This is a genomic window from Rhizobium sp. Pop5 (genome assembly GCF_024721175.1).
Lineage (GTDB): Bacteria > Pseudomonadota > Alphaproteobacteria > Rhizobiales > Rhizobiaceae > Rhizobium.
The window spans coordinates 1-25,025 of the sequence record NZ_CP099401.1 but is presented as its reverse complement, the minus strand read 5'-3'; the positions used below and the strand labels follow the sequence as shown (position 1 = coordinate 25,025).

Genomic DNA, 25,025 nt, shown 5'->3' with positions numbered 1-25,025 from the left:
GCCTTGAAAATCTGCAATCAATGATTAATATGCAATCATTGCTGAATGGAGAACGAAATGGCCAGCATGACCATCCGCAATCTGGACGAGGGGTTGAAGCAGCGGCTGCGCATGCGCGCCGCAACCCATGGCCGCTCCATGGAGGATGAAGCACGGGATATTTTGCGCATCGCGCTTGCGGCCAGCGAACCGATGGCCCGCAATCTCGCAGATGCCATTCGCACGCGCCTGCTCTCGGTCGGCGGCGTCGAACTCGACATTCCGCCCCGAGAGCCAATTCGTGAGCCTCCGGACTTCGCCGCGTGATCGTTCTCGATACCAATGTCATTTCAGAGCTGCTGACGGCCACTCCGAATGCGGCCGTTATCGACTGGGTCGCAATGCAGCATCCTTCTTCCGTCTTCACGACGGCGGTAACGGAGGCGGAGATCTTTATGGCCTTCGTCTGCTTCCCGAGGGGCGGCGCCGACGCGATCTGGAGGCGGCAATTTTGCCGATATTCACCGAGGATTTTGGCGGGCGGGTCCTGCCGTTCGATCGCGAGGCTTCGAACGTCTATGCCACGATCGCTACCGATCGTCGCAAAGCGGGTCGGCCGATCAGTCAATTCGATGCCCAGATTGCTGCCATCGCCATTTCGCGCGGGGCTTCCCTCGCAACGCGCAATGTCTCTGATTTCACCGGGATCGATCTTCAGATCGTCAATCCGTGGAAAGATAGATAGAAGCGGGTCACTGCGTAGCAACGTCCGGCCGGAACTGCGCCAAACGTCCGTGCTCCGCCCAATGAAACATCACACGATGGAATCGCCGCCACCCCATCGATTCAGCATATTCATTGGACGTGTCGGTGCCGGCGTAGGATTCTTGCGGCATGACGCAAGCGAACCTTCCGACATTGCTTTTCCGTATAGACCCTGCACAAAACATGGCGCGTTTCTATCTGCTGGCGATCGAACCGACTTTGTTCGGCGGCAGTTCGCTCATGCGCTGCTGGGGACGGATCGGAACGAAGGGACAATCGAAGATCGATCTGTTCGACACGGGCACCGAAGCCACCGAGGCGTTCGGGAAGCTGGTGCGCAGCAAACTCAAACGCGGCTACTGGCGGAATGCTCCGGGACAATGCGAGCTGCAGGCTCGCTCAGAACCGGTCGGACGCAGCGGCGCCAGATCGATACGGATTTTGTCCCGCGACAAGCTGGGAAACCAGATAGCTTAGGAAACTCAAGCCCTCAATTGCGGCAATGCGTCACCCGCCAATGACAAGAGGGGCTCATAATCGGCTTCGGAAAGCACTGAGAAACCGATGAGGCCGAGCGTGGCGCGCGCGGCCGCGAGCGACGGCTCCTCGATGGCGGCGGCGAGTGCGCGGCGCAGAAGGCGGATTCTTTCGTCCGGCGCGTAACCGGAAGTGATGAATGGCAGGCCGGGGCCTTTGGGCGTTTCGGCGATGATGCGGAGCCCTTCGACATCTTCGGGACCGAAGCGACGGATATTGGCATAGGTGATGCAATCGATGGCCGCGCTGTTCGCCCTGCCCTCGATGACGGCGGCGATGCTGCCACCATGGCTGCCGGTCTCGATGATCCGGCTGAAGAAGCGGCCGTTGCGAGCAAGCGGCGCGACGGCCGCGCGAAAGAGATTGCTGCCGGAATTGCTGTCGGGGCTGTTGATCGCAGCGGTGGTGCCGCGCAAATCCTCCAGCGAATTGAGAGGCGAATCCTTGCGGACGAGGATAAAACTGCGCATCAGCGGGCCGTCGCAGCCGGGATGGCCGTAGACCGGCGTCGCCACCAGGCGAACCTTGCCGCGCAGGCGGCTGGCAAAGGGATAGCCGCATGTCTGCGAGAACAGAAGATCCGGCCTCAGCCAGGCTTCGTCATAGGGAATGCTCTGATCGAGCGTCTCGGGTAAATCCTCGAGGCCGGCTTGCGAGAGGGTGCGCCGGAGGAACGACCAGAGTTCTGCCGTCGCATCCGCGAGCGGCTGGGATGTGGCATACATGGCGATGCTGACGAGGTGCATTCCGGTCTTTCGTACCGAGAGTACGACGGTCTCTTTCGAACTCCTGTTCTTTTTGCCGCACGGCGCGCGTATCGGTCAAGATCAGGCGATGCCGCCGAGGCATACATATTTGAGTTCGGTATATTCGTCCAACCCGTGCCTCGATCCTTCGCGGCCGAGACCCGACATCTTCACGCCGCCGAACGGAGCTTCCGCCGTGGAGACGAGACCGGTGTTGACGCCGACCATCCCGTATTCGAGCGCTTCCGCCACACGAAAGACCCGCGAGAGATCACGCGCGTAAAAATAGGAGGCGAGCCCGAATTCGGTGTCGTTTGCCTGCTCGATCACATCCTGCTCGTCACGGAAACGAAAGAGCGGCGCGAGAGGCCCGAAGGTTTCCTCGCGGCCGACCTGCATTCCGGCAGAAACATCGCGCAGAATGGTCGGTTCGAAGAACAGGCCGCCGAGTGCGTGACGTTTGCCTCCCGAAACGATGCTCGCGCCCTTTGTAACGGCATCGCCGATATGGGCTTCGATCTTGGCGACGGCGTTTTCGTCGATGAGCGGGCCAAGCACAACATCACGCTCCAGGCCGTTGCCGACCTTCAGCGCCGAAACGGCCTCGGCGAGCTTGGCGGCAAAGGCCTCGTAGACACTGTCCTGGACATAAAGCCGATTGGCGCAGACGCAGGTCTGGCCGTTGTTGCGGAACTTGGCGATCAAAGCGCCTTCGACGGCAGCGTCGAGATCGGCGTCGTCGAACACGATGAAAGGTGCGTTGCCGCCAAGTTCAAGGCCGAGCTTTTTGATCGTCGGCGCGCATTGCCGGTAAAGCAGTTCGCCCGTCCGGGTGGAGCCGGTGAATGTCAGGACCCTGATGTCGCGGCTTGCGGTCAGGACGCCACCAATTGCCGCCGCGTCACCGGTGACGATGTTGAGCACGCCAGCCGGCAGGCCGGCTCGCTCGGCGAGAACGGCAAGCGCGATAGCCGAAAACGGCGTCTGCGGCGCCGGTTTGAGAACCACGGCACAGCCGGCGGCAAGTGCCGGACCGACCTTGCGCGTGATCATCGCATTCGGAAAGTTCCAGGGCGTGATGGCAGCCACCACGCCTGCGGGCTGACGCAGGACGAGGATGCGCTTGTCCGGCTGATGTCCCGGTATGGTCTCGCCGTTGATGCGTCTTGCCTCTTCGGCAAACCATTCGATGAAGCTTGCGCCATAAGTGATTTCTCCCTTGGCTTCAGCGAGCGGTTTTCCCTGTTCCAGCGTCAGGATCATCGCCAGATCGTCGCGGTTTTCGATCATCAGGCGATGCCACGCCTTGAGAATGGACGCCCGTTCCCCGGCTGTCTTCCTCGCCCAGAGCTTCTGGGCAACAACGGCAGCCTTGACGGCATCCTCCGTCTCTGCGGCGCCGAGATCAGGGACCGCGCCCAGCGCCTCGCCCGTCGCCGGGTTGCGGATCACCGTCACTTGCCGGCCTTCCGCTTCGATCCAGCGATCGGCAACCGGGCATGCCTGACGGAACAGTGAGGGATCAACGAGCTTCATAAGGCAACTCTCAGCAGAACACGTGAGCGGCACCGGGATCGAACTCGAGATGCACCCTGTCGCCACGGCTGAGGCCGGTGATCGCCTCATGACCGAACGGCAGGCGAACCGCCAGCGCCTCGCCATTCGCCGTTTCAGTCGAGACATGGATGTTGTTGCCGAGGAAGGTGATGTCGCTGACCGTGGCGGCAAGGCCCGCTCCCGCCGCCTGGGCGCGCGACAGCCGAATGCGCTCCGGCCTCAGCATCAGGGCTACCCGCTTGCCCGATATTCCTTTTCCATGGACCGGAATATGGTTGAAGACAGTGCCGCCACCAAACGAAATGGTGGCCTGCCCATCGGCAGAAGACAGCAGGTCGCAGGAAATGAAGTCGCTGTCGCCGATGAATTCGGCGACGAAGCGGGTCTTGGGATTGGCGTAGAGTTCCGGGCCGGTCCCGATCTGGTCGATGACACCCTTGGAAAAGACGGCGATGCGGTCGGAGAGCCGCAGGGCCTCTTCCTGATCATGCGTGACGTAGAGGATCGTCACCTCGGTCTGCTGGTGGATGCGGCGGATCTCATGCTGGATTTCCTCGCGCAGCTTCTTGTCGAGCGCCGACAGCGGCTCGTCCATCAGAAGCACTGGCGGATCATAGGCAAGGGCTCTGGCGAGTGCGACACGCTGCTGCTGGCCGCCGGACATCTGCGCCGGCTTGCGATCCTCGAAGCCTTCGAGCCGGACGAGGCGCAGCATCTCCTTCACCTTGTCGTCGATCTCAGCCTTGGACTTGCGCCTCACCTTCAGCGGAAAGGCGATGTTTTCACCCACCGTCAGATGCGGAAACAGGGTGTAGCGCTGGAACACCATGCCGATGTTGCGCTTGTGCGACGGTGTGGCGAGCAGGGTCTTGCCCTCCAGCGTAATGTCGCCTTTCGTCGGATTGTCAAACCCGGCCAGGATGTAGAGCGTCGTGCTCTTGCCGGATCCCGATGGTCCGAGAAAGGTCAGGAACTCCCCGCGCCGAACGTCGAGCGTGACATCGTGCACGGCGACGACGGGGCCGTATTCCTTGCGTATGCCGCGGATCTGAAGGAATGGTTCGTTCATTGTTTCAGTACCTTACGCACGACGGCAACCAGGGCCATCAGGATGATCGTCAAAAGGATGAGAAGGGTCGACGCCGCAGCGACGACGGGCGTCAGGTCTTGCCGGAGCGTCGCCCATACTTTCACCGGCAGCGTCTGCAGGGTCGGGCTGGACATGAAGATCGCCACCACCACCTCGTCCCAGGATGTCAGGAAAGAGAAGATGGCGGCCGAAAACAGCCCATGGCTGATCGCGGGAAGCGTGACCCTGATCTTTGCTTCCAGGGGTGAGGCGCCGCAGAGCACCGCCGCATCCTCGATCGACTTGTCGAAGCCCTCCAGCGCGCTCGATATGGACAGGATCGAGAAGGGCAACGCCAGCACCAGGTGCGAAATGACAAAGCCCGTCAGCGTTCCGCCAAGGCCGATCCTGAGGAAGAAGGCATAGAGGGCGACCGCAAGAACCACGACGGGAAGGATCATCGGGGTGAGGAACAGCGCTTTCAGCGCATCGCGGAACATGAACGAACCGCGCACCAGCCCGAATGACGTCACGAGCCCGAGCAGCACCGACAGAACCGTCACGATCACCGCGATCTTGAAGCTCGTCAAAGCCGATTCCAGCCAGCGCGGATCGGCGAAGAGCTCGCCATACCATTGAAACGTCCAGCCCGGCGGCGGAAAGATCAGCCATTGCGATGAGCCGAAGGACAGCGCCGCGATAAAGAGGATCGGCAGCAGCAGGAAGGCTGCGGTCAGAAGCGTGATCGCCAGAAGGATGTATTTCCACCAGCCGAGACGGTCGAAATTGAGCAACATGTCAACGTCCTCCCGGGTTCTGGTTGCCGAAGAAGCGCAGCTGCACGGCATAAAGCGAGAGGGTCACCACCAGGAGAACCAGCGCCGCAGCACCTCCCATTCCCCAATTGACCAGCGACTGCACGAACTGCGCGATCAGCTCTGCGAGCATCATGTTGGCCGTACCGCCGAGAAGCGACGGCGTGACGAAATAGCCGAGCGACATGACGAAGACCATCAGCGCGCCGGCCGCCATGCCGGGTGTTGCCAGCGGCAGGAGAACACGCGTCAGACACTGCCACCGGTTGGCGCCGCAAAGGGCTGCCGCCTGCAGGATCGAGGGATCGATCTTCTTGATCACGCCGTAGAGCGGCAGGATGATGAAAGGCAGCATGATATAGGTCATGCCGATCGTCACCCCGGTCAGGTTGTTGACGAGCGCGAGCGGTTTGTCGATCAGGCCCATTCCGATCAGCATCTTGTTGATGAGCCCCGTCCGTTGCAGCAGCACCATCCAGGCATAGGTGCGAGCCAGCAGGTTGGTCCACATCGACAGGAGCAGGATCGCAAAGATCACCGAGGTCAGCCGTCCGGGCATGATCGCGAGCGCCCAGGCAACGGGAAAACCGATCAGCAGGGAAATCACCGTGACGAGGCCCGAGACGATGAAGGTGTTGGCGAAAATCTTCAGATAGGTCGAAGACCCGATCAGCTGCGCATAATTGCCGAGGCCCGGCACGGGTTCCAGCACGCTTCGCAACAGGAGTATCGCCACCGGCACGATGAAGAAGATGCCGACGAAGGCGAAAGCCGGAACGACCGCGCCAAAACCTGTTTTCCTGCGCGCCTTTGGCAAAGGCGCAATTATGCCGGAGGCATCGCTATACGTCGACATGACAGTCCTTCCCACCCGTCAATTTCCGCAGGCGCCGAGGTGTAACCGAATGGCACTGGCGCTGCGGGGGCACGGCGATTTTCGCCGTGCCCGTTCATCTCAAGTTTCAGCTTATTTCGCCTGCCAAGCGTACCACTTCTCGCCGATGGCATCGCGGTTCTGTGCCCAATAGTTCATGTCGGCATTCACCTGGCTTGCCGTCTGCTGGTCCGGCAGGGTCTTGGCCGTCTCCGGGTCCATCAGCTTGGCCGAGTCGATATTGATCGGCGCATAGCCGGTGGCTTTTGCAAGGGCAGCCTGCGGCTCGGCCGAAGTCGCCAACGCAATGAACTTCATCGCGGCTTCGACATTCGGCGAGCCCTTCGGCACGACGAGCGCATCGGCAGCAGTGATGTTCTGTTCCCAGGAGGTTTCAACCTTGATGCCGGTCGCGGCAAGCGCCGTCATGCGACCGTTCCAGACACTGCCGAAGGGCGCTTCGGCCGATGCCAGCAGCTGCTGCGACTGGGCACCGCCCGACCACCAGATGATGTCGGATTTGATCGTATCGAGCTTCTTGAAGGCGCGATCGAGATCGAGCGGATAGAGCTTGTCGGCCGGCACGCCGTCGGCAAGCAGCGCCGCTTCGATCACGCCGGGAGCCGACCACTTGTAGAATGTGCGCTTGCCCGGGAATTTCGTCGTGTCGAACAGGTCGGCCCATGTCTTCGGGCAGGCTTTGACGGCATCGGCATTGCAGCCGATGACAAAGGAATAATAGAAGCTGCCGACCGAATAGTCGGTGACGAAACGCGGATCGAGCTTGGATTTGTCGATGACGGAGAAGTCGAGCTTTTCGAGCTGGCCGCTCTTGCCGGCCTGGGCGGCATAGTCGCCTTCGACGTCTACGACATCCCAGGCGACCTGGCCGGCCTCGACCATGGCCTTGAGCTTGCCGTAATCCGTCGGCCCGTCCTGCACCACGGTGATGCCGGTCTTTTCGGTGAACGGGCTTGCCCAAGCAGCCTTCTGTGCATCCTGGGTGGTCCCGCCCCAGCTTGAGAAGACCATATTTTCGGCCTTGGCCGGCGCGGAGACTGCCACGACTGCGACAACCGCCGCGAATGCAAATGTTGTTTTCATGTTCCCTTGTCCTTGTTCTGATTTGTCCTGCGGGTATGCCTTATGCCGTCAGTGCGCCTCGCTCCCGGGAGAAAAGCTTGCTGGCTTCATAATCTTGTTTTCCGCCACCTCGATCAGGTCGCGGATCCTGGGCAGGAAGGCCTGCCACCGGGGGTCGGCCAGAAGCCTCCGGCGTCTCGCCTCCCGGTCGTCCAGGCTCGCAAAGGCCCAGATGTGGACGATTTCGTTGATCGTCCCGATCTCCGAGAAGAAGTAGCCGACAAGCGTGCCGAGATGGCTCTTCTGGATCTCGATCCCTTCTTCCTCGACGACCTTGAGATATTGCGGGATCGTGCCGTTCTTCAGCCGATAGGTGCGGATTTCGTAGAACATGGCGCTACCTCATCACGAAAGGATCGGGGATCGGATCGTCCGACGTCCGGAGCCAGATCGTCTTGGTGCGGGTGTAATCGAGCGCCGCGGCCATGCCGCCTTCCCTGCCGTGACCGGACAGGCCGAACCCGCCAAACGGCGCGATCGGCGAGACGGCGCGGTAGGTATTGACCCAGACGATGCCGGCGCGGATGCCCTTCATTAGCCGGTGCGCCCGGGTCAGGTTCTGGGTGAAGAGGCCGGAGGCGAGGCCATAACGGGTATCGTTGGCAAGTCGCAGCGCCTCGGCCTCGGTCTCGAACGAGACGACCGACAGGACCGGCCCGAAGAATTCCTCGACCAGCGAGGGCGAGGCGACATCGTCGCAGTCGAGGATTGTCGGCGGGAAGTAAAAGCCTTCGCCGTCGATCTTGCTGCCGCCGGTGACGAGGCGGGCGCCGCTTTCGATCGACCTTTCGACGAGGGCGCCGATATTGTCCTGCTGGCGCTTGGTGGCCAGCGGGCCGACTTCGGTCGCCATGTCGAGCGGTGCGCCGATCCGGATCGCCTCAGCCTTCTCCCGCAGCAGAGCGACGAACCTGTCCTTGACGCTGCGTTCGACGATCAGGCGCGATCCGGCAACGCAGCTCTGTCCCGTTGCGGCGAAGATGCCGGCGACCTGGGCATTGGCGGCGCTTTCGAGATCGGCATCGGCAAAGACGATGAAGGGCGACTTGCCGCCAAGTTCGAGCGAGGTGGAGGCGAGGTTTTCGGCCGAGTTGCGAACGATATGCCGCGCGGTCTCGGGACCGCCGGTGAAGGCGACGTGGGCCACCTTCGGATGACGGCCGAGCGCGGCGCCGCAGGAGGCGCCGAAACCAGTGATGATATTGACGACGCCGGCGGGAAAGCCTGCCTCATGCACGAGACGCGCAAATTCGAGAAGCGGCGCCGGCCCGTCTTCCGAAGCCTTGACCACCATGGTGCAGCCGGCGGCCAGCGCCGGGCCGATCTTCACCGCAGACAAAAAGAGCTGGCTGTTCCACGGCACGACCATGGCGACGACGCCGATCGGCTCGCGGCGAAGCCAGACATCCATGTCAGGCTTGTCGATCGGCAGGTAGGAGCCTTCGATCTTGTCTGATATTCCGGCATAATAGCGATAATATTCAGCGACATAGGCGATCTGCGCGGATGTTTCGCGGATGATCTTGCCGGTGTCGCGCGTCTCCAACTCGGCGAGGACCTGCGCATTGGCGGCAACGAGATCGGCGAGCTTATAGAGCAGCTTGCCGCGTTGCGTGGCCGTCATCTTCGCCCAGGGACCGTCGTAAAGCGCCTTTTCGGCGGCGTTCACCGCCCGGTCGACATCGCCCTCGCGCGCTTCCGGCATATCAGCCCAGACCGCGCCGGTAGCCGGATCGATACTGGGATAACGGGCCTCGCCATCGGAGAATTCGCCGTCGATGTAATGCTGGAAACGCCGCATGGTCTCACTCCTGAAAAGCCGGCATGACCTCGGCGATGAAGCGTTCGAGCGACGCCTTCTTGCGCTCGAAACTCATGCCGGTGTCGATCCAGAAGGAATATTCGTCATAGCCGAGCGCTTCATAGGCCTTCAGCCTCGCGATAACGGTCTCGGCGTCGCCAACGACATTGTTGGTGCGCATGACCTGATCCGACAGCATGGCGTTCGCTCTAATCTGTTCGTCCGGAATCCGCTCGATCAGGCCCTGGTTGACCGGCTTCTCATTCTTGAACCAGGCGAAGAAGTAGTTGTAGTAAACGCTGAGCTCATGGGCGGCCCGGGCGACGTCCTCTTCCGACGAGCCGACATAGGTGTGGCGCAGCAGCATGATCTTCGGCCGCGCGATATCGGGATTCTTGGCGCAGGCATCCTTGAAGCGGTCCATCAGCGACTGAACCTCGTCATCACCCTGCCAGAGCGGCGTGACCTGGACGTTGCAGCCGTTGGCGACGGCGAATTCGTGCGAGTTCGGATCGCGCGCCGCAACCCAGATCGGCGGGTTCGGCTGCTGCAACGGCTTCGGCGCCGAGGTCGTCGCGGGGAACTTGAAGAACTCGCCGTCATGGGCGTAGTCGCCCTTCCATATGCCCTTGACCGCCGGGATGAGCTCGCGCATGCGCTGGCCGGCGCCCCAGGCATCAAGTCCCGGGAGCAGGCGTTCATATTCGAAGGAATAGGCGCCGCGTGCGATCCCGATGTCGAGCCTTCCGTCGCAGATGATGTCGGTCATAGCCGCTTCGCCGGCAAGCTTGATCGGATGCCAGAAGGGAGCAATCACCGTTCCCGTGCCGAGCCTCGCCCGCGATGTGCGGCGCGCCAGATCGGCGATGGTGACGAACGGGTTGGGTGCGATGGTGAAATCCATACCATGGTGCTCACCCGTCCAGATCGCATGCATGCCGCCCTTGTCGGCGATCTCGCAGAGCGCGACGAATTCCTCGTAGAGGCTCTTATGGCTCTGGCTGGCGTCGAGCCGTTCCATATGGACGAAGAGGGAGAACTTCATGCTTTTGCGCCCTTGGCTGGAATGGGATGAACTTTGCCGCCGGTCTCGTCACCGAAATAGACGCCGAAATTACCGATCGAGCTTTCCATCGCGAAACGGTTGACGATGTCTGCGGTCGAACTGGTCTTGAATTGCGCGCCCGATAAGGCGTCGGGCTTCAGGAACCGGCCGCTGGCGGGCTCCCCATCGCCGGCGACGGCGTGGTAGACGATGTGCTGCTTGCCGTCGCTCTTGCCTTCGTAAACCGAGTAGAGAAAGCCAATGCTGACCTTCAGCCCGGTGAGCGTCTCCAGGTATTTTTCCAGCGTCTCGGTCGGGTTGCCGTCATGGGCGTCAATGCATGGGAGAGAAAGCACGTCCTCGCCGAGGAGCAGAACTTCTCCGCGGCGTTCGACGACGGCCGCAAGTTCGATATTGCCTTCGGCTGCGGCGGAAACCGCCTTGCTTGCCAGCGTCGGCGTGAAGTAGCCGCCACGGGCATAACCGAGACCGTTGCGGCCGCTATTGTCGAAGGATTCGATGCGTCCCATCAGGATGACGTGGTCACCGGCCTCGATGACCTGCTCCATGGCGCATTCGAACCATGCCGCAACGCTCGAGAAGACTGGGCAGCCCGATGATCCCTTGGCCCATTCGACTGCCGCAAACCGGTCTTCGACAGGACGCGCGAAGGTGTTCGAGACGTCCTTCTGCGTTTCCGACAGCACGTTGATCGCGAAATGCCGCGCTCCGGTCATGGTCGCGAAATTGCGCGAGGTCTTGGCGAGACAAACGAGGAGCAGCGGCGGGTTGAGGGAGACGGAAGTGAAGGAATTCGCCGTGAACCCGATCGGGTTCCCCTCCCCGTCGCAAGCGGTGACGACGGTTACGCCTGTGGGAAAAGCGCCGAATGCGTCGCGCAATGCCCTTGGATCGACAGTCTGGATTGTCATCGCTCATCCTCCCCGGACGACAGCCACTCAGCGAGCAGCGAATTGACGATTTCAGGCGCGGTCAGGTTCACCATATGACGATGACCCTGCACGATGCGGACCCAGCCCTTCGGCGCAAGCGCTGCCATTTGCTCCGCCATCAAGGGCGTCGAATTCGGATCGTCGGACCCCGTCAAGAACAGCGCCGGACCACGGACGTCTTTCCAGCCATCGGCATAGGTCTCGTCTCCGCCGGCGAAGGCCGCGTAGGCGACAGCATAGCCCTGGGGGTCGACGAGGTTGAGCCATTTCCGCGTCAGCTCACGAGCAGCATTGCTCTCCGGATCATCGCCGAACCAGCGCGCCAGCGGACCTTCCTTATCCACGCCCGTCACCGGAATGGCCGCGGCGCGCGCGAGTACGGCGGCCTTTGCTTCCGGGTCACGGCGATAGACCCCATTGAGGTAAGCGACACGCTTGATGCGTCGACCGAACGTCGCGGCCGCCCCTCCGGATACCAGCGCACCCATGGAATGCCCGGCGACATTCACTGAATTGATCTCCATCTCGTCGAGAAAGCCTCCGAACCAGGCGACGAACTCCTCGAGGCGACTGCCGACCGGCAGCTTTGCGCTCTCGCCGTGCCCCGGCATGTCGACGGCGATAACGCGATATCCGCCGGACAGCGATGCGATCTGCGGAGCCCACGCTTCGAGCCGCATGCCGACGCCATGGATCAGGACCAGCGGCTCGCCGCTCCCGGCCTCGTGATAGGCCGTCCCGCCTGCCGTCCTCTCACGAGACAGGGCACCGGCGTCCTTCGCTGCAGCGGCGCCTGAGATCGATCCGGCTGCCTGCATGTCAGAGCCCACCCCTTCAAACGCCCGCCGGATTGGCAACATCCTGCCCCAGATCTTTGAGATCCTGATAGCGGTCGCCGATGCGATGATGAGGACGCCCACCCACCGAAGCACCGAGAGCCACGACGATCTCATCGGCAGCCGGCGCGTCGGGGATCGACGTCTGGATGGTCAGGTAGTGCGAGCGGCGGCCTTCGTCGTTCTTGTCCATCAGCGGGATCATGATGGGCGCGTTGGCGGGCCCGCGCGTATTGCAGAAGGCGAGATAGGACTTTGCGCCGACGGCCTGGCGATAAAAATTGCCGAAGCGCAGCGTGTGGATCAGCGCGGATGCGTGTTCGATCTCGCCGTTCAGACCGACGACGGCGGCCTTTCCGTAGCCTTCGACAGCCTCGCCGGAGCCGACCGCGTCGATGATCATCTTGGTCAGCAATTCGCCGAGCACGGGGGCTGCCTCATGGATTTCCGGCTTGAGGTCTTCGACGAAGCCCCGCCCCGCCCAGGGGTTGTTCACGACGGCGAAGGCCGAAAACAGTTTCAGCGGCACGGCCGCAGCTTTGCCGCCCTCGATCAGCGTCGTTTCGATCTGCAGTCCCGTCTTGCGAATTTGAATGGCCATCTGAATACCTCAATCCCGTTATTAGGTATTATGGTATACCATAGTATCGTAGTGTCAAGTTGGTTCTAGGATCCGCGAGCCATCCTTAAAATACCCTGCCAAAACAACACATTACCAGTTCTGCTGGCACGCCGCATTGACCGCAGCCCCGTCACTCCATGCCCAAGGATTTCCAAGCTGGCCAACGAAACACGCTTAGGCCCGGCAACAGTCTCTCCATTTCTGCCCATCGTTGTCAGCTGACAAAGACCTTGCGAAGGCCGGCCCGCAGGCGCGCAAGAAGCAGGCTGCTCAAGATTCCGGTAATGCCGCCTTATATGTTATTTATTATGGCATACCATCACATCGCGCAAACTTGCGTGTCAAGCCGGGAGTACCGACTCTCCGGATTCGTGATTGGCATGATGATAAGTGATCGATGGCACGAATGCTTCGCCCGGCCTCCAATGGAAGCTGCGGCGGCTGTCTGGCCTTACTCGGCGGATTTCTTGGCCGACAACACCGCTTCGGCGATTGCGCAGGCGGCGGCGACATGGTCCATCGCCGCCCGGTAGGCGCCCTCGCCGTCGCCGCGACGGATGGCATCGACGATCTTCGACATCTGCGCCGGCCCTTCGATGCCGCGCCGCTCCGTCTTGATCGTCATCGAGCGCAAGTGGTTTATGCGCACGGTGAGAAGGTTGACGACACCCCAGGCGACGTGCCTGTCGACCATCGTGAACAGGGTCTGATAGAAGGAAGACGTATTCGCGAGCACAGCCGCCATATCATTGTCGCGGTAGCTGTTACGGATTCCGGTGAGGGATTCTTCCAGCGCATCGACAATCTCGGGGCTGCCGCGTTCCGCGCACAGCCGGGCGGCCATGCCTTCAAGCGCGCCGCGGATCTCATAAATCTGTTTGGCTTCCTCGATATCGAGCTGGGCGACGATCGGCCCTTTGTTCGGCAGATTGGCAACGAGGCCTTCCGATTCCAGGTGCCTTAGAACTTCGCGCACGACGGTCCGGCTGACGCCGAGCTGGGCGCAGAGATCGCGTTCGACAAGGCGGTCGCCGGGACGGAAATATCCATTCACAATGGCTTCGCGGACTTTGTCGAGCGCCAATTCCCGCAATGTCTTCGCAGGACGCTCGACCCTGATTGTTGCCTCCTTCAGAGCACCGCTCATTCTGCACCTCATTGTTGGACCAGCTTAATGCGTACGAACATCGCCGCGGCAGTCGAATTCGGAAATCGTATTATGGCGTACCAGATACTGTAGCTGCCGGCGGCAGGCAATTCAACAGCACCGCGTCAATCCGGGATCGTCAGCCTATGCCTGGGCAATCCGCGGCGGCCGCAGCGCGAAAAAGCACGTCGAGCCTGCCATTACGGACGGGGGCGCGGAGAGCCCAAACCTGATCGATCATCGTCGGGCCGGAGCCGAATATGCAAACGGCATCCGACGATGCGACGCGCCACTGAAACTTCGAAGACCTTCGCTCACTCGTCCTTGGGATCGCGCAAGCGACGGAATCACGAAAACAAATGTCTTCTTAGTCTATAAATATAGTTTGTTATTTCTCCCGCTAGGCCGTTCTCAACCATTACCCTTTTGCGGGTGAGATCAAGGGCCGGATGTGGCCCTGAACAAAGGGGCTCAAGATGAATTTCAAAAAATTAGTTGCCGCGATCGCAATCGGCGTCGGCACTTTTGCGGCGGCTGTTGTCGCCGAAGCGGCGGACAAGAAGGTTGTCGTCGGCTATCAGACCGACGCCCTGCCGTCTTCGGTGGCAATCGCGAATGGTGAATTCGCCAAGTCGACGGGATACGACATCGACTTTCGCAGGTTCAATTCCGGCGCCGAGATCTTTGCGGCCATTGCCTCGGGCGATGTCCAGGTCGGCTATGTCGGCTCCAGCCCGTTTGCGGCTGCGGTGTCGCGCGGGCTGGAGGTCAAGGCCTTCTACCTCGCCTCCATCTCGGGAATCGACGAGGCTCTCGTCGTCCGCAACGGTTCCGGCATCGAAAGCCTGAATGACCTCAAAGGCAAGAAGCTTGCCGCCGCGCCTGTTTCCACCGACCACTATCAGCTCCTGGCGCTGATCAAATCGCTCGGCCTGACCGAGAAGGACGTCCAGGTCTTCGCAATTCCGCAGCCCGAGATCGTCGCCAGCTATAATCGCGGCGATATCGACGGCGGCTTCGTCTGGGATCCGGCGCTGACCGAACTGAAGAAGAACGGCAAGGTGCTCGTGACCTCGAAGGATGTGGCGGACAAGGGTGCGCCGACCTTCTCGGCCTGGGTCGCGACCTCGAAGTTCGCCGCCGATAACCCGGAATTCCTCAAGGGCTTCGCCTCGGTCATCACCAAATATTACGCATCCTTCGCTTCGGACAAAGCCGCCTGGGGTCCCGACAGCGACAACGCCAAGTCGCTCGCCAAGCTTCTCGGCGGAACGCCCGAGCAGCAGGCCTCGGCACTGAAGAACCTGACGCTGCTTTCCCCCGAAGTCCAGGCGTCGGATGCCTGGCTCGGCGGCGGCGAAAAGGCGGGCGCCGGCAAGATCCTCAAGGACACAGCATCCTTCCTGAAGGAGCAGGGCAAGGTATCCGGCGTGCTGGACAATTACGGAAACTTCGTCACCGCGGATGCGCTCGCCGGCGTCAGCAACTGATCCTCCCCGACGCCGGCGCGGCTTGCCGCGCCGGCGCCTAACGTGCGAGTTCCCATATGCTTAAAGTCGACCACGCCAGCGTTTTCTTCGCAGCCCGCGACGGGCGGACCGTGCACGCGCTTGATCGCGTGTCTTTCGATATTCCCGAACGCGGTTTCGTCGTCGCACTCGGGGCCTCGGGCTGCGGCAAATCAACCCTTCTCAACGCGATTGCGGGTTTTCTTCCGCTTTCGGATGGCCGGATCACGCTCGATGGCCGCGCGGTCGAACGGCCGGGCGCCGATCGCGGTGTCGTCTTTCAGAAGGACTCGCTCCTGCCCTGGAAATCCGTCGTCGACAATGTCGCGCTCGGTTTGAAATTCGCCGGCGTAGCCCGGAAAGAGCGCCAAACTCGCGCTCTGGAGCTTCTCGGGCTCGTCGGCCTTGCCGAATTCGCCGGTGCCTTCCCCTACGAGCTATCAGGCGGCATGCGCCAGCGCGTCGGCATCGCACGGGCTCTGGCAACAAATCCCGACATCCTGCTGATGGACGAGCCGTTCGGCGCGCTCGACAGCCTGACGCGCGAGCAGATGCAGGAACTGCTGGTGTCCGTCTGGAACAAGACGGCAAAGAAGGTTTTCTTCATCACGCATTCGATCGAAGAGGCTCTGTTCCTGGGCACGCAGGTGCTCGTCATGTCGCCGCGGCCCGGGCGCGTCGTTGCGCGTTTCGATCTCGATTTCATCCGTCGTTTTGCCGAAACAGGCGATGCCCGATCGATTAAGGCGTCACCGCAATTTGCCGAACTGCGCGAGGAGATCCGAGCCATTCTCCACAGCAGCGAAGATTTCAGGAGCGCCGCATGAGCGATATAGTCCAGGCCAGGCCGATTACAGGCGATCCCGCGGACCGCCAAGTCAAGCTGGTGAAAATGGCAGGCTTCGGCGCCGGCGAAAAATCCACGGTGGCGATCAGCATTGCCACGGCCCTCGCCATCCTGCTCCTGTGGTGGGTCGTATCCGCGCTCGGCGTCGTTCCGCACCTCTTCCTGCCGCGCCCTGACGAAGTGCTGACGCAGTTCGGCGTCATCTATCACGACGGTTATGCCGGGGCGTCGCTGTCCGAACATGTCTTTGCGAGCCTGTTCCGCATCGTGGTCGCAGCCCTTATCGCCATCTCCGCCGGCATTCCGCTCGGCTTGCTCATGGGCCTCAACCGCTGGGCAAAAGGCGTGCTCGACGCGCCGATCGAGTTCTACTGGCCGCTTCCGCCGCTCTCCTACCTGCCACTGATGATCATCTGGCTCGGCATCGGCGAGACATCGAAGATCACGCTGCTGGTGCTTGCGATGTTCGCGCCGATCTGCCTCTCGGCCCAGGCCGGTGTTCGCTCGCTCCCGATCGAACGCGTCAATGCCGCACGTTCGCTGGGCGCGAGCCGCCTGCAGCTCTTCCTCGACATCGTCCTGCCATCCGCCCTGCCCGAAATCCTGACCGGAATCCGCATTGCGCTCGGCGTCGGCTGGGGCACTCTGGTTGCCGCCGAATTGATCGCCTCGACGCGCGGAATCGGCTTCATGATCATGTCGGCCTCGCAGTTCCTGGCAACCGACGTCGTCTTCGTCGGCATCGCCATCATCGCGATCTGCGCCTTCACCTTCTCGGCCGTCATTCGTTTTCTGGAGGCGTTCCTGGTGCCGTGGAAGGGCAAACTCTGAGCGGGGCGCCTTCGCCCCGCAGGATCGCCGCCTGCTCATGCTCCGGGAGGTCGCGCGTCAATGCACGGTAAACCTGGCTGCATCGGCTCGGCGGCGTTCCAAGCTGCGTATCAGCATCGCCGCCTCCCTGACGATTGCCTGGAATGTCGCATCGTCTGCCTCGGCGATCCTTCCGGTCATGTCGCGGATGATCGTGGTCAAATGGATGATCGAATGGCGGTTCTGCACGTCGTCCGGACCGAATCCGCTATCGACCATGGCAAGCAGCGCCTGCACCAGTCGCTCCATCGTCTGCCGCCGTCTGCTTCTCGGATCGGCATCGGGATCTTCGCTGAGGTGCAAGAGGTCGGCGACAATGTCGGACATTCCAGCTCCATCTCACACTGCAAAAACCGACGGCAGGGGAGCGAGACGCTTTCGCGTGCGCGAACGCGCCTTCAATGCGTCCAATAACCGGTAGCCGGTGCGCCAGCGGCCGAAGCCGCTGGCGACATTGATGTGCCCGGCAAGGCCGATATTCCTGGTCTCGGCATTCCACAGGCGGCCGAACAGCGTCAGACGGTCGACCGTCATGTAAGCGTCATTCATACTGCCGATGACGATGCTCGGGAAAGGCAGAGCAGCAGCCGGCATATCGCCGAACGAGATTTGCCCGGGATGCAGAATTTCCGTGGGCGGCAGATCACATGGAGCAACGAGCAATGCCCCCTTCACGCGACGTGCCGCACTTCGTCCGGCTAGCCGGGCCGCCAGCAGGCACCCGAGACTATGGGCCACCAGATAGGCCTCGCCGGCTTCTTCAAGCGCGTCCTCCAGCCTCGGCAGCCAGCTGTCGAGGTTCGGATGATCCCAATCGTCCTGGGTAACGCAACGGCTGTCCGGCTGATCCTGCAGCCAGTACTGTTGCCAATGCCCTTCGCCCGAGCCGAAAAGGCCGGGGAGGATAAGGACACCGCTCATCGGATCATCCCGATCACCAGGGCGAACAGGAACGTGAAAGAACCGGCGATCGTGCAGATTCCGACCGCATTCCTGAATTGCGACATGAAGCTGCCCGTTGCTCTTCTCGCTCCACGCCGGCCGCGTCCGGTCTCAACGACAATTGCCATCACGCCATCTCCTCAATACCAAAGCCCGGGCAAGGCGCCCCAATAATGGAGTTCGTATTCGCGTGCGGAGCGGTCACGTTCCTCGTCCCGCGCCAATGATGCGTTCACGGACTCCCGCGCCTTCACCTCGAAGAGGCGACCGGTCACGAGTTTCAGCCAGATATGAAAATCAAGCTTCATGCGAACCTCCTGTCGGGACCGATATTTTTCGCTAGGAAATCAGCGAATGCCGCCTTGCATTGGCGAGAAGATCACGAAGCGATGCCTCCGGTCCGTAGAGCATCAGCAGGCGGTTTTCCTCGCGTTTAGCGAGACGATATCGTCGGGCGAATTCGAATACGCTCCACAATTGCTCGCCCGCTCCCGGCCTGTCGGCATCCGTAATCGTCGCTTCCTGAGATCGGGCCATGGCGACGATCCTTTAGCGAAGGCTCGTGCGTTCGCAGACGTGCTGCACAAGTGCAAGTGTCTTCGAAGGACGATTAAAGCTGCCAGCTATGCCGACGAGTTTGAAAGCTGCCATGGTTCTTTCTCTTTCTAAGTATCCTCAATATTGTCTATAAAATTGATGGATTAAAGGAATGTGCGTCTCTCCTTATTCGCGCCGTTGAAAAAAATGTTCGCCACGGCTTGAGCGCGCAAAAGCTGTGCTCGTCTTGCAATTTTTGGGAAACATCGGTCGCCGGGCCGAGCAGCTTCGGAAGCTGCCAGGCCCATTCTGTCTTCGACCTATGGGCGGTCGTCAATCGCTTCGACCGCAACGCGAAACGACTCTACCGCACGAGACCTTTTCAATGGGCGGAGAGCGCCCCTGCTGCCCGCGTGCGCGTATCCTTCGGACACTCGCCGAACGCACTGCGGTAGGCAATCGAGAACCTGCCGGGATGAAAAAAGCCCCAAATTGCGCAAATCTCGCGAACCGATTTTTGATTCAAGGGATCGGCCAGTTGGTCATGGGCAGCTTGGAGCCGAATGGCGCGCAGATAACCGCCGGGCGATGTCCCTCTGAAGGTCTTAAAACCGTTCTGGAGCGCACGAAGCGAGACGCCGACGGCGTCGGCAACCATTGCGATCGTGAATGGTTCTCCGATGTTTGCGTGCATGTAGTCGATGGCACGCCGAACATGCCAAGGGGCGATCGCCGATATCTTCTGTTCCAAACACGGCGTAAAACGATGCTGTGTGAACCGGATGATAAGATCCGCAATTGCTTCGCTCAGCATCGAAAGACCAAGGGGTGATGACAGGAGCGGACCGTTGTTACGCATGCCTTGCATGATCGTGCCCACGAGATTGCCGATAATTAGACCCGATGGGCTTGTGAGGTCGAGAACCGGTTCAAGATCAAGCGACTCCAGGACCGGTTTCTCCAGAAGCGCCGTAACCGTGCGTATCACGACGCTCCAATCGAGACAAAGAAGGTCAGAAGCGTTTTGATGGCCATGCATGAAACGATCGCCGAGCTCATGGTTGTTCGCCATGAGTAATTGACCGACCCTTCCTTCAATCGCTCGTGTCCCGATAGACGTTCGAAAAGATCCGGAGCGCGGCATATATATCGTCAAATGTTGTGGAGTTTCATCCAATGTTCGAATGCGCCACGGGTTCTTGTAGTAGGCATGGATGAATGTCAGCGCGCCTTTTCGCTGAACGTCGGCGGCCCATGAAAACGTCCGATCATTCGTCAATGGCTGCGCTCCGATGCGCCCATAACTCATCGAATAGGAATGAACCATCGACTCGAAGTCATTTCCTTGATGGCTCGGAGTAAAGGCGTACGATCCATTCGCAGGCGCGTGCTCCAAAAGGCTTGAACCCTGCGCTACCATGCAATTTCACTCACGGCTTTCTTCCGATTTTCGAACCTGCCTTCGTGCCGGCCCGCATCGACCCGGCTGGCTACCCAGAACGGACAAAGTCTTGATTGTGGAATGAATGCGCAACGATCCATCAATTGATGTATATCTTCAGCCGATTCAAATTTAAACTGCTCAACGTCGACCATATAAAGCTTGATTTTAATTAGATTTACTTTAGATTCCGAAAATCATCAGCACGTATAGGCAGAACCGTCGCACGGTCGAATTGATTCGACTCTGCCGACCGCATTGCAAGACAACACAACGCCATAACTACAGTGCAATCAATACCATGGATAGCGCATCAACTATCCCAATTCCGCAGGCACTATCCCGTTGACGCCGGATAGTCGCCAGCGTGACCGATCGCCCAATTTGAACGGTTCTGAGATAGGGCAATCGTAGATAATTTACTGATCGCAAGGGCCCACCAAGCAAAGCATCGTGCGTGGTGGTTCCAAAGTTTATTATAAGAAATGACATTCCCTTTCGAAGCCCTTGAGGGAAAAGGCAGGCGGGCATGAATGCCCCGAATCGCATGTCGGGAACGGCCGGCCGCTCTTCCAATCGACCATTTAATGATCTATATTCTGGTCGAAATGGAGTACTCCCATGAAGCTGTCAGAACAGGTCAAGCCGATCAGCTATCTCAAGGCGCATGCGCCCGAAATCATCCGGACGCTGAAAGACAACCCGCAGCCCGTCGTCATTACCCTTCATGGCGAAGCGAAAGCGATCCTTCAGGATGTCGGCCAATATGAAGAAACACAGGAGACGCTGGCGCTCCTGAAGGTGCTGGCGCTCACCAATCGGCAGGTCGAGGAAGGCAAAACGCGCCCTGCTGCGGAATCCTTCTCGCGCATTCGCAAGCGTCTGGCCGACAGCCAGTCCTGATGCCTTATCGTGTTCTTTTCGCAGAAGACGCGGAGCGCGACGTCGAGGATCTCTATCGCTTCATCGCCGGTCGTGACGGAACGGAGACGGCGGAACGCATTTTGACGGAAATCGAAAACGCCTGTACCGACCTCGAAGAGTTCCCCGGCCGCGGAAACATTCCAAAGGAACTGGCCGGCATCGGCATCTCCGAATATCGGGAACTGCATCACAAACCCTGGCGTATGATCTATCGTATCATGGGCACCGACGTTATCGTCTATTGTGTGGTGGACGGGCGCCGCGACATGCAGGCTTTCCTGGAGCGAAGGCTCATCCGCTGAAATTCCGCACATCGCCCCTCCCCGTTTCGAAAGAATTTGCCGGCAGCAGCCGAAAACCTATCCCACCTTTTGGCCGGCCGGCGCATTTGCCCGCAGGAGCGCCATCAGCATCGGTCCGATTGCAAATTCTCCCTTTTCGCTTCGCCGCGTCAGGTCGCGAAGATAACCGCCGGCCGAACTGATGTGGCCGCCGCGCTCAAGGATGCAAGCCATCACGGTCGCAGCATTTTCCGCACCCATCACATTTGCGGCCTCCTCATAGGCTGACGGACTGACGCCCAGCATCGATCGAACCGTGACGGCTGCAGTCATCAGCTCGCGCCAGTTGCGGATCGTGCCAGCCGGCCCGTAGGCCAGAATTTCCGGGCAGGCCTGCAGAACCAAACCAAGCGGGAAGGATTTCAGCCCGCCAGCATCATCACGACCGCCCGGCCGTCCATGTTGCCGTTCTTCCGGCCTGGTCGTACTCGCAGCTTCGTGCTTCTTCCCTTCCATCGCCACGGCCCCTCGCCCGTTATCTTGCTCCGCCGCTGCGCCCTGCTTCGTTTCGAAGCTTGGTTCAAGTTCAGAAGTGGATTCGGGGTTTGAATTCTGTATGTGACGCTCGGAATGATAGGCATTGCCGCGCTGTTTTGTTGATTTAATCCGAATTTCCAATCGGTTGAGGATATCTGCCCTGAGGGCCGTCAACTCGTCCAGCAGCTGTTCGAGCTGTGTCGTCGTCGGCGACCGCGGCAAGCCGTCGATCAGATCCCGAAATTCCTGATATAGGCCCTGCCAATCCCCTTGAACCTCTTCATCGACGGCAGCCTCGATCAGCTTTGCGATATCGCGGCGGCAAAGGGTGATGCGTTCGCGCAGACGCTGGACGTGCAGTCGCTCGGCCATGACCTCGGCAGCGAGCCGTTCGATCTCCTCGGCACGGGCTAGTAGCGGCGCCAGCGAGAAGCCAAAGGCCTCGTCGACCTCCCCTGCCCTGTCCCTGCGGACATAACGTTTGCCGTTGGGACTATCCTTGCGCAGCAGCAGGCCCGTCTCGACGAGTGCCGCGAGATGCCGCCGGACAGTCTGTTCGGCCATGCCATGCGTTCTCAATGAAAGCTGGATATTCGACGGGAATACGATCAAGCCGTTTTGCTCGGCCAGCTCGTTCTTCGGATAAAAGCTCAAGAGTGCATTGAGCACGGCAAGCGCACGATCGGTGATGCCGAGCAGCGGCTTTGCTTCGCACAAAGCGCGAAACAATTTCCATTTGTCGACCGACTGATCGGGGCTGATCTCACCTGCCGCGACCTGGCTTGCAAGCATGCCAAGCGTCATCGACCGCCGCCCGAACGGCGTCGTTATACTTCCGGTTTCCATATCTTCCACCTCAACGAGGCAAAAGAAATCCGCTCGCCAAAACGGCGCCAAAAACTCTTGACAGCGATTCTCGGAAGTGCGATTCTCGGAGGTGTTCAAGACTACGAGGAAAGCTTCCGTGACGGTGACGTTCGGGGGCTTTTTTCTTTTGCGCGTTATCTCCTATCCCAATTGTCAGCTGACAATCGGTCTAACTGCCTCATTTTCCCTCATTTTCCTCTTCGAACTCGACGGCGAGGCCTGCCAACCGCCGAGCCAGGAATTCCGAAAACGCCGCCGATTTGACGGTGATGCGAAAGGTTTTGCCGGAGCGGGATACCGAAGCAAGCTCCGCGCCGCCCTGGGTCCGAAGCGTTTGCTCGGTCCGCTCCGAAACGTTCTTCTCCTCCAGCGTCTTCCAGATAACGTCGAAGCGGCCGTTGGTCTCCAGCGCTTCGAATCCACCGGCACGGATTGCAGCCTGCGCCTTTTTCTGTCCACCGGGCTCCCTGAATTTCTCGGCAAAGGCCAACCAGCGCGGACGCCCGACCTTGGGAGCCGGCCCGATGGCAAGAATAATCTCCGGATCGATCGTCAGTGCCACCTGCAGGAGCCTTGACGTTTCGGGCTTGTCTGTTGCAAGCGCCTTGGCAATCATGTCGCGGCTGAAGCCGTGTTCATCCATGCGCCGTGCAAACAGCGCCCGTTCGATAAAGCTGAGATCGACGCGGGGACCATTTTCCTGACCCTGCGCTAGGATCAGCTCCTCATCCGTCAGCTTGCGGACGACGGCCTTGACGGGAACCCCGATCTCCGCGGCTGCGCGCAGGCGCCTGTGGCCATAGGCGGCCTGGTACTGCCCGGCCTTCACGGGATCCGGCCGCACCAGGATCGGAACCTGCTGCCCGCTTTCCTGGATCGACTGTTTCAATCTCTCGAATTCAGCATCGTGGTCGACCGGAATGCGGTCGCGGATAAAGGACATTTCGACAGCGGCCGGATCGATCTCCAGCACTTTATCGCCGGAGGCGAGGGATTCGCGCAACGCCTTGGCGGCGGCGGCCTCCTCACCCAGCCGTCCAAGCGACAGATTCATCGCCTTGACCGCTCCCGACGGCCGATGCGCCGGCGGCGCGCTGGGCGCCTCCGGTCGTGCCGGTTCCACCGAGCCGACCATGCTCTTCAGGATATCGCGACCTTTTGGGCTCATGTCCTGCTCCATGCACTGCGGATGAGTTGCTCGACCTCGGCATTGACGCTGTCGACGGATTTGACGCCGCGGTCATAGGTCTGGCGATGCATCGTCTCGCGCCCTGCCTCGTAGATCGTCTGCTTTGACAGACCGGCATCCGAGACCGCAGTCGACTTGACCATCATCGAGGTCAACACGCGCTCGCCAAACAGACTGCGCAGAAAAGCGACGATCTGCGCCTGCGGACCGTCATTGGCCTCGTAGCGAGTGATCAGATAGCGCATCCAGTCATAGTCGAGATTGCCGCCCGCCTGCTTGACCACGGCCAGAAGGTCGGAGGTCATCGTCAGGAACTGGTTCATCGACGCCACGTCGAGCATCTGCGGATGGACGGTGATGAGGACGGCGGTCGCGGCGCAGAGCGCGGACAGCGTCAGGAAGCCGAGGGTAGGGGGGCAATCGATGATAACGACATCATAACTCTGTTCCAGCGAGTGCAGCGCATTGCCGACCCGCATGAAGAACATGTCCTTGTCGTCTCGGTTGGTGTCGGCCAGCGCCTTCGGGGTATCATGTTCGAACTCGTGCAGTTCGAGATTGCCAGGGATGAGATCGAGGCCGGGGAAATAGGTCTGGCGGACGATGTCGGCAACATCCCGGCGCGTCTCGTCATATTTGATAGCGCCATAGAGCGTCTCGTTTTCACCGACGTCGAATTCGGGCTGATATCCGAGCATGGCCGACATCGATGCCTGCGGATCGAGGTCGACGGCGAGCACCCGGTAGCCACGCAGCGCCAGAAACTGCGCCAGGTGGATTGATGTCGTCGTCTTGCCGGAGCCGCCCTTGAAATTGGTGACGGCGATCACCTGCAGATGATCGCCCGGCCGGCGCATCGGCAGATAGGACGGTTTGGTGCGTCCGAGGTACTGGCGCATCGCATGGATTTCTTCGAGCGAGAACACCCGGCGACCGGTGGCCGTCTTCTCAGGATTAATGGTTTCCACCTGGGCGGCGAGGTGGCGAACATAGCTGTCGGTGACGCCGAGCAGCTTGGCAGCCTCGGTGCTGCTGAACCGCCGCAGCGACTTGCGGGCGTCAGGTGAAAACAGCCGCTCGAACAGCACTTGCAACTGGCTGCTGAGCATTGTCGAGTCCTGCGCAATCGTCTCGTCGATCGAGACCTGACCCGCCCTCTTGGTTTTCTCAACAATCGCGGCCTTGGTCGGCAT

Annotated in this window: 29 protein-coding genes and 2 pseudogenes; 8 read left to right on the top strand and 23 right to left on the bottom strand. The window is 60.5% G+C overall.

Annotation, left to right across the window (positions count from 1 at the left end; genetic code table 11):
• Positions 1-57: 57 nt before the first annotated feature.
• The 3 genes and pseudogenes from NE852_RS25880 (at position 58) to NE852_RS25870 (ending at position 1,221) form a co-directional block, all read left to right on the top strand.
• The gene (locus NE852_RS25880) at positions 58-306 is read left to right on the top strand and encodes a plasmid stabilization protein (RefSeq protein ID WP_008530167.1); all 249 of its coding nucleotides are present in this window, start codon (positions 58-60) and stop codon (positions 304-306) included.
• Positions 303-724, top strand: a pseudogene (locus tag NE852_RS25875) (type II toxin-antitoxin system VapC family toxin). The gene NE852_RS25880 and the pseudogene NE852_RS25875 overlap by 4 nt, the downstream one beginning before the upstream one ends.
• 149 nt (positions 725-873) lie before the next feature.
• Positions 874-1,221 (top strand): WGR domain-containing protein, encoded by a 348-nt coding sequence (locus tag NE852_RS25870; protein WP_128623576.1) that lies wholly within the window; start codon positions 874-876, stop codon positions 1,219-1,221.
• A gap of 5 nt (positions 1,222-1,226) precedes the next feature.
• Here NE852_RS25870 and NE852_RS25865 read toward each other — a convergent pair whose 3' ends face one another.
• The 13 genes from NE852_RS25865 to NE852_RS25805 form a co-directional block, all read right to left on the bottom strand.
• Positions 1,227-2,027 (bottom strand): phosphate/phosphite/phosphonate ABC transporter substrate-binding protein, encoded by an 801-nt coding sequence (locus tag NE852_RS25865; RefSeq protein ID WP_008530162.1) that lies wholly within the window; start codon positions 2,025-2,027, stop codon positions 1,227-1,229.
• Between the two features lie 81 nt (positions 2,028-2,108).
• Positions 2,109-3,563 (bottom strand): NAD-dependent succinate-semialdehyde dehydrogenase, encoded by a 1,455-nt coding sequence (locus tag NE852_RS25860; protein ID WP_008530161.1) that lies wholly within the window; start codon positions 3,561-3,563, stop codon positions 2,109-2,111.
• Positions 3,564-3,573: 10 nt separating this feature from the next.
• Complete coding sequence (locus tag NE852_RS25855) at positions 3,574-4,653, bottom strand: ABC transporter ATP-binding protein (RefSeq protein WP_008530160.1); 1,080 nt, start codon at positions 4,651-4,653, stop codon at positions 3,574-3,576.
• Positions 4,650-5,450 carry an ABC transporter permease gene (locus NE852_RS25850; protein ID WP_258156908.1) on the bottom strand — a complete coding sequence of 267 codons (801 nt, stop codon included), beginning with the start codon at positions 5,448-5,450 and terminating at the stop codon, positions 4,650-4,652. The genes NE852_RS25855 and NE852_RS25850 overlap by 4 nt, the downstream gene beginning before the upstream one ends.
• 1 nt (position 5,451) lies before the next feature.
• Complete coding sequence (locus NE852_RS25845; protein ID WP_008530157.1) at positions 5,452-6,324, bottom strand: ABC transporter permease; 873 nt, start codon at positions 6,322-6,324, stop codon at positions 5,452-5,454.
• Between the two features lie 111 nt (positions 6,325-6,435).
• Positions 6,436-7,446 carry an ABC transporter substrate-binding protein gene (locus NE852_RS25840; RefSeq protein WP_008530156.1) on the bottom strand — a complete coding sequence of 337 codons (1,011 nt, stop codon included), beginning with the start codon at positions 7,444-7,446 and terminating at the stop codon, positions 6,436-6,438.
• 48 nt (positions 7,447-7,494) lie between these two features.
• Positions 7,495-7,818: an NIPSNAP family protein gene (locus tag NE852_RS25835; RefSeq protein ID WP_008530155.1), complete on the bottom strand. Its 324-nt coding sequence runs from the start codon at positions 7,816-7,818 to the stop codon at positions 7,495-7,497.
• 4 nt (positions 7,819-7,822) lie between these two features.
• On the bottom strand, positions 7,823-9,286 hold the full coding sequence (locus NE852_RS25830) for an aldehyde dehydrogenase (RefSeq protein WP_008530154.1): 1,464 nt from the start codon (positions 9,284-9,286) through the stop codon (positions 7,823-7,825).
• Positions 9,287-9,290: 4 nt separating this feature from the next.
• Complete coding sequence (locus tag NE852_RS25825) at positions 9,291-10,331, bottom strand: LLM class flavin-dependent oxidoreductase (protein ID WP_008530153.1); 1,041 nt, start codon at positions 10,329-10,331, stop codon at positions 9,291-9,293.
• On the bottom strand, positions 10,328-11,263 hold the full coding sequence (locus tag NE852_RS25820; protein WP_008530152.1) for a flavin reductase family protein: 936 nt from the start codon (positions 11,261-11,263) through the stop codon (positions 10,328-10,330). Before NE852_RS25820 ends, NE852_RS25825 begins: the two co-directional genes overlap by 4 nt.
• Entirely contained in the window at positions 11,260-12,102 is an 843-nt protein-coding gene (locus tag NE852_RS25815) for an alpha/beta fold hydrolase (protein WP_008530151.1), read from the bottom strand. The genes NE852_RS25820 and NE852_RS25815 overlap by 4 nt, the downstream gene beginning before the upstream one ends.
• 16 nt (positions 12,103-12,118) lie before the next feature.
• Positions 12,119-12,721 carry an amino acid synthesis family protein gene (locus tag NE852_RS25810; RefSeq protein ID WP_258156907.1) on the bottom strand — a complete coding sequence of 201 codons (603 nt, stop codon included), beginning with the start codon at positions 12,719-12,721 and terminating at the stop codon, positions 12,119-12,121.
• 472 nt (positions 12,722-13,193) lie between these two features.
• Positions 13,194-13,889, bottom strand: a complete 696-nt coding sequence (locus tag NE852_RS25805; RefSeq protein ID WP_008530147.1) for a GntR family transcriptional regulator — start codon at positions 13,887-13,889, stop codon at positions 13,194-13,196.
• A gap of 476 nt (positions 13,890-14,365) precedes the next feature.
• Here NE852_RS25805 and tauA point away from each other — a divergent pair, with 476 nt between their 5' ends.
• Genes tauA through NE852_RS25790 form a run of 3 tightly spaced genes read left to right on the top strand, consistent with a single transcriptional unit; the run spans position 14,366 to position 17,075 of the window.
• Positions 14,366-15,379, top strand: a complete 1,014-nt coding sequence (gene tauA, locus NE852_RS25800) for a taurine ABC transporter substrate-binding protein (protein WP_008530146.1) — start codon at positions 14,366-14,368, stop codon at positions 15,377-15,379.
• A gap of 56 nt (positions 15,380-15,435) precedes the next feature.
• Entirely contained in the window at positions 15,436-16,224 is a 789-nt protein-coding gene (locus NE852_RS25795) for a taurine ABC transporter ATP-binding protein (RefSeq protein ID WP_008530145.1), read from the top strand.
• Positions 16,221-17,075 (top strand): ABC transporter permease subunit, encoded by an 855-nt coding sequence (locus NE852_RS25790; protein WP_008530144.1) that lies wholly within the window; start codon positions 16,221-16,223, stop codon positions 17,073-17,075. Before NE852_RS25795 ends, NE852_RS25790 begins: the two co-directional genes overlap by 4 nt.
• Positions 17,076-17,132: 57 nt before the next feature.
• On the opposite strand, the gene NE852_RS25785 is transcribed toward NE852_RS25790, so the two are convergent.
• From NE852_RS25785 to NE852_RS25755, 7 genes and pseudogenes are all read right to left on the bottom strand, one after another.
• Positions 17,133-17,441: a hypothetical protein gene (locus NE852_RS25785; protein ID WP_008530143.1), complete on the bottom strand. Its 309-nt coding sequence runs from the start codon at positions 17,439-17,441 to the stop codon at positions 17,133-17,135.
• A gap of 12 nt (positions 17,442-17,453) precedes the next feature.
• The gene (locus NE852_RS25780; protein WP_008530142.1) at positions 17,454-18,035 is read right to left on the bottom strand and encodes an alpha/beta hydrolase; all 582 of its coding nucleotides are present in this window, start codon (positions 18,033-18,035) and stop codon (positions 17,454-17,456) included.
• Positions 18,032-18,187: a hypothetical protein gene (locus NE852_RS25775; RefSeq protein ID WP_164841432.1), complete on the bottom strand. Its 156-nt coding sequence runs from the start codon at positions 18,185-18,187 to the stop codon at positions 18,032-18,034. The genes NE852_RS25780 and NE852_RS25775 overlap by 4 nt, the downstream gene beginning before the upstream one ends.
• 9 nt (positions 18,188-18,196) lie before the next feature.
• Entirely contained in the window at positions 18,197-18,364 is a 168-nt protein-coding gene (locus NE852_RS25770) for a hypothetical protein (RefSeq protein WP_008530140.1), read from the bottom strand.
• Between the two features lie 31 nt (positions 18,365-18,395).
• The gene (locus tag NE852_RS25765; RefSeq protein WP_008530139.1) at positions 18,396-18,593 is read right to left on the bottom strand and encodes a hypothetical protein; all 198 of its coding nucleotides are present in this window, start codon (positions 18,591-18,593) and stop codon (positions 18,396-18,398) included.
• A gap of 15 nt (positions 18,594-18,608) precedes the next feature.
• Positions 18,609-18,707 (bottom strand): annotated as a pseudogene (locus NE852_RS25760) (FMN reductase); the annotation flags it as partial.
• Between the two features lie 268 nt (positions 18,708-18,975).
• On the bottom strand, positions 18,976-20,013 hold the full coding sequence (locus tag NE852_RS25755) for an AraC family transcriptional regulator (protein WP_037172642.1): 1,038 nt from the start codon (positions 20,011-20,013) through the stop codon (positions 18,976-18,978).
• Positions 20,014-20,655: 642 nt separating this feature from the next.
• Between NE852_RS25755 and NE852_RS25750 the strand changes: the two genes are divergently transcribed.
• Together NE852_RS25750 and NE852_RS25745 are read left to right on the top strand one after the other, a co-directional pair.
• Entirely contained in the window at positions 20,656-20,937 is a 282-nt protein-coding gene (locus NE852_RS25750) for a type II toxin-antitoxin system Phd/YefM family antitoxin (protein ID WP_008530137.1), read from the top strand.
• A complete protein-coding gene (locus tag NE852_RS25745) occupies positions 20,937-21,260 on the top strand; it encodes a type II toxin-antitoxin system RelE/ParE family toxin (protein WP_008530136.1) in 324 nt (107 codons plus the stop codon). Before NE852_RS25750 ends, NE852_RS25745 begins: the two co-directional genes overlap by 1 nt.
• Before the next feature lie 57 nt (positions 21,261-21,317).
• On the opposite strand, the gene repC is transcribed toward NE852_RS25745, so the two are convergent.
• From repC to repA, 3 genes are all read right to left on the bottom strand, one after another.
• A complete protein-coding gene (gene repC / locus NE852_RS25740; RefSeq protein ID WP_008530135.1) occupies positions 21,318-22,622 on the bottom strand; it encodes a plasmid replication protein RepC in 1,305 nt (434 codons plus the stop codon).
• Between the two features lie 199 nt (positions 22,623-22,821).
• Positions 22,822-23,811 carry a plasmid partitioning protein RepB gene (gene repB, locus NE852_RS25735; RefSeq protein WP_008530134.1) on the bottom strand — a complete coding sequence of 330 codons (990 nt, stop codon included), beginning with the start codon at positions 23,809-23,811 and terminating at the stop codon, positions 22,822-22,824.
• Entirely contained in the window at positions 23,808-25,025 is a 1,218-nt protein-coding gene (gene repA, locus NE852_RS25730) for a plasmid partitioning protein RepA (RefSeq protein WP_258156906.1), read from the bottom strand. Before repA ends, repB begins: the two co-directional genes overlap by 4 nt.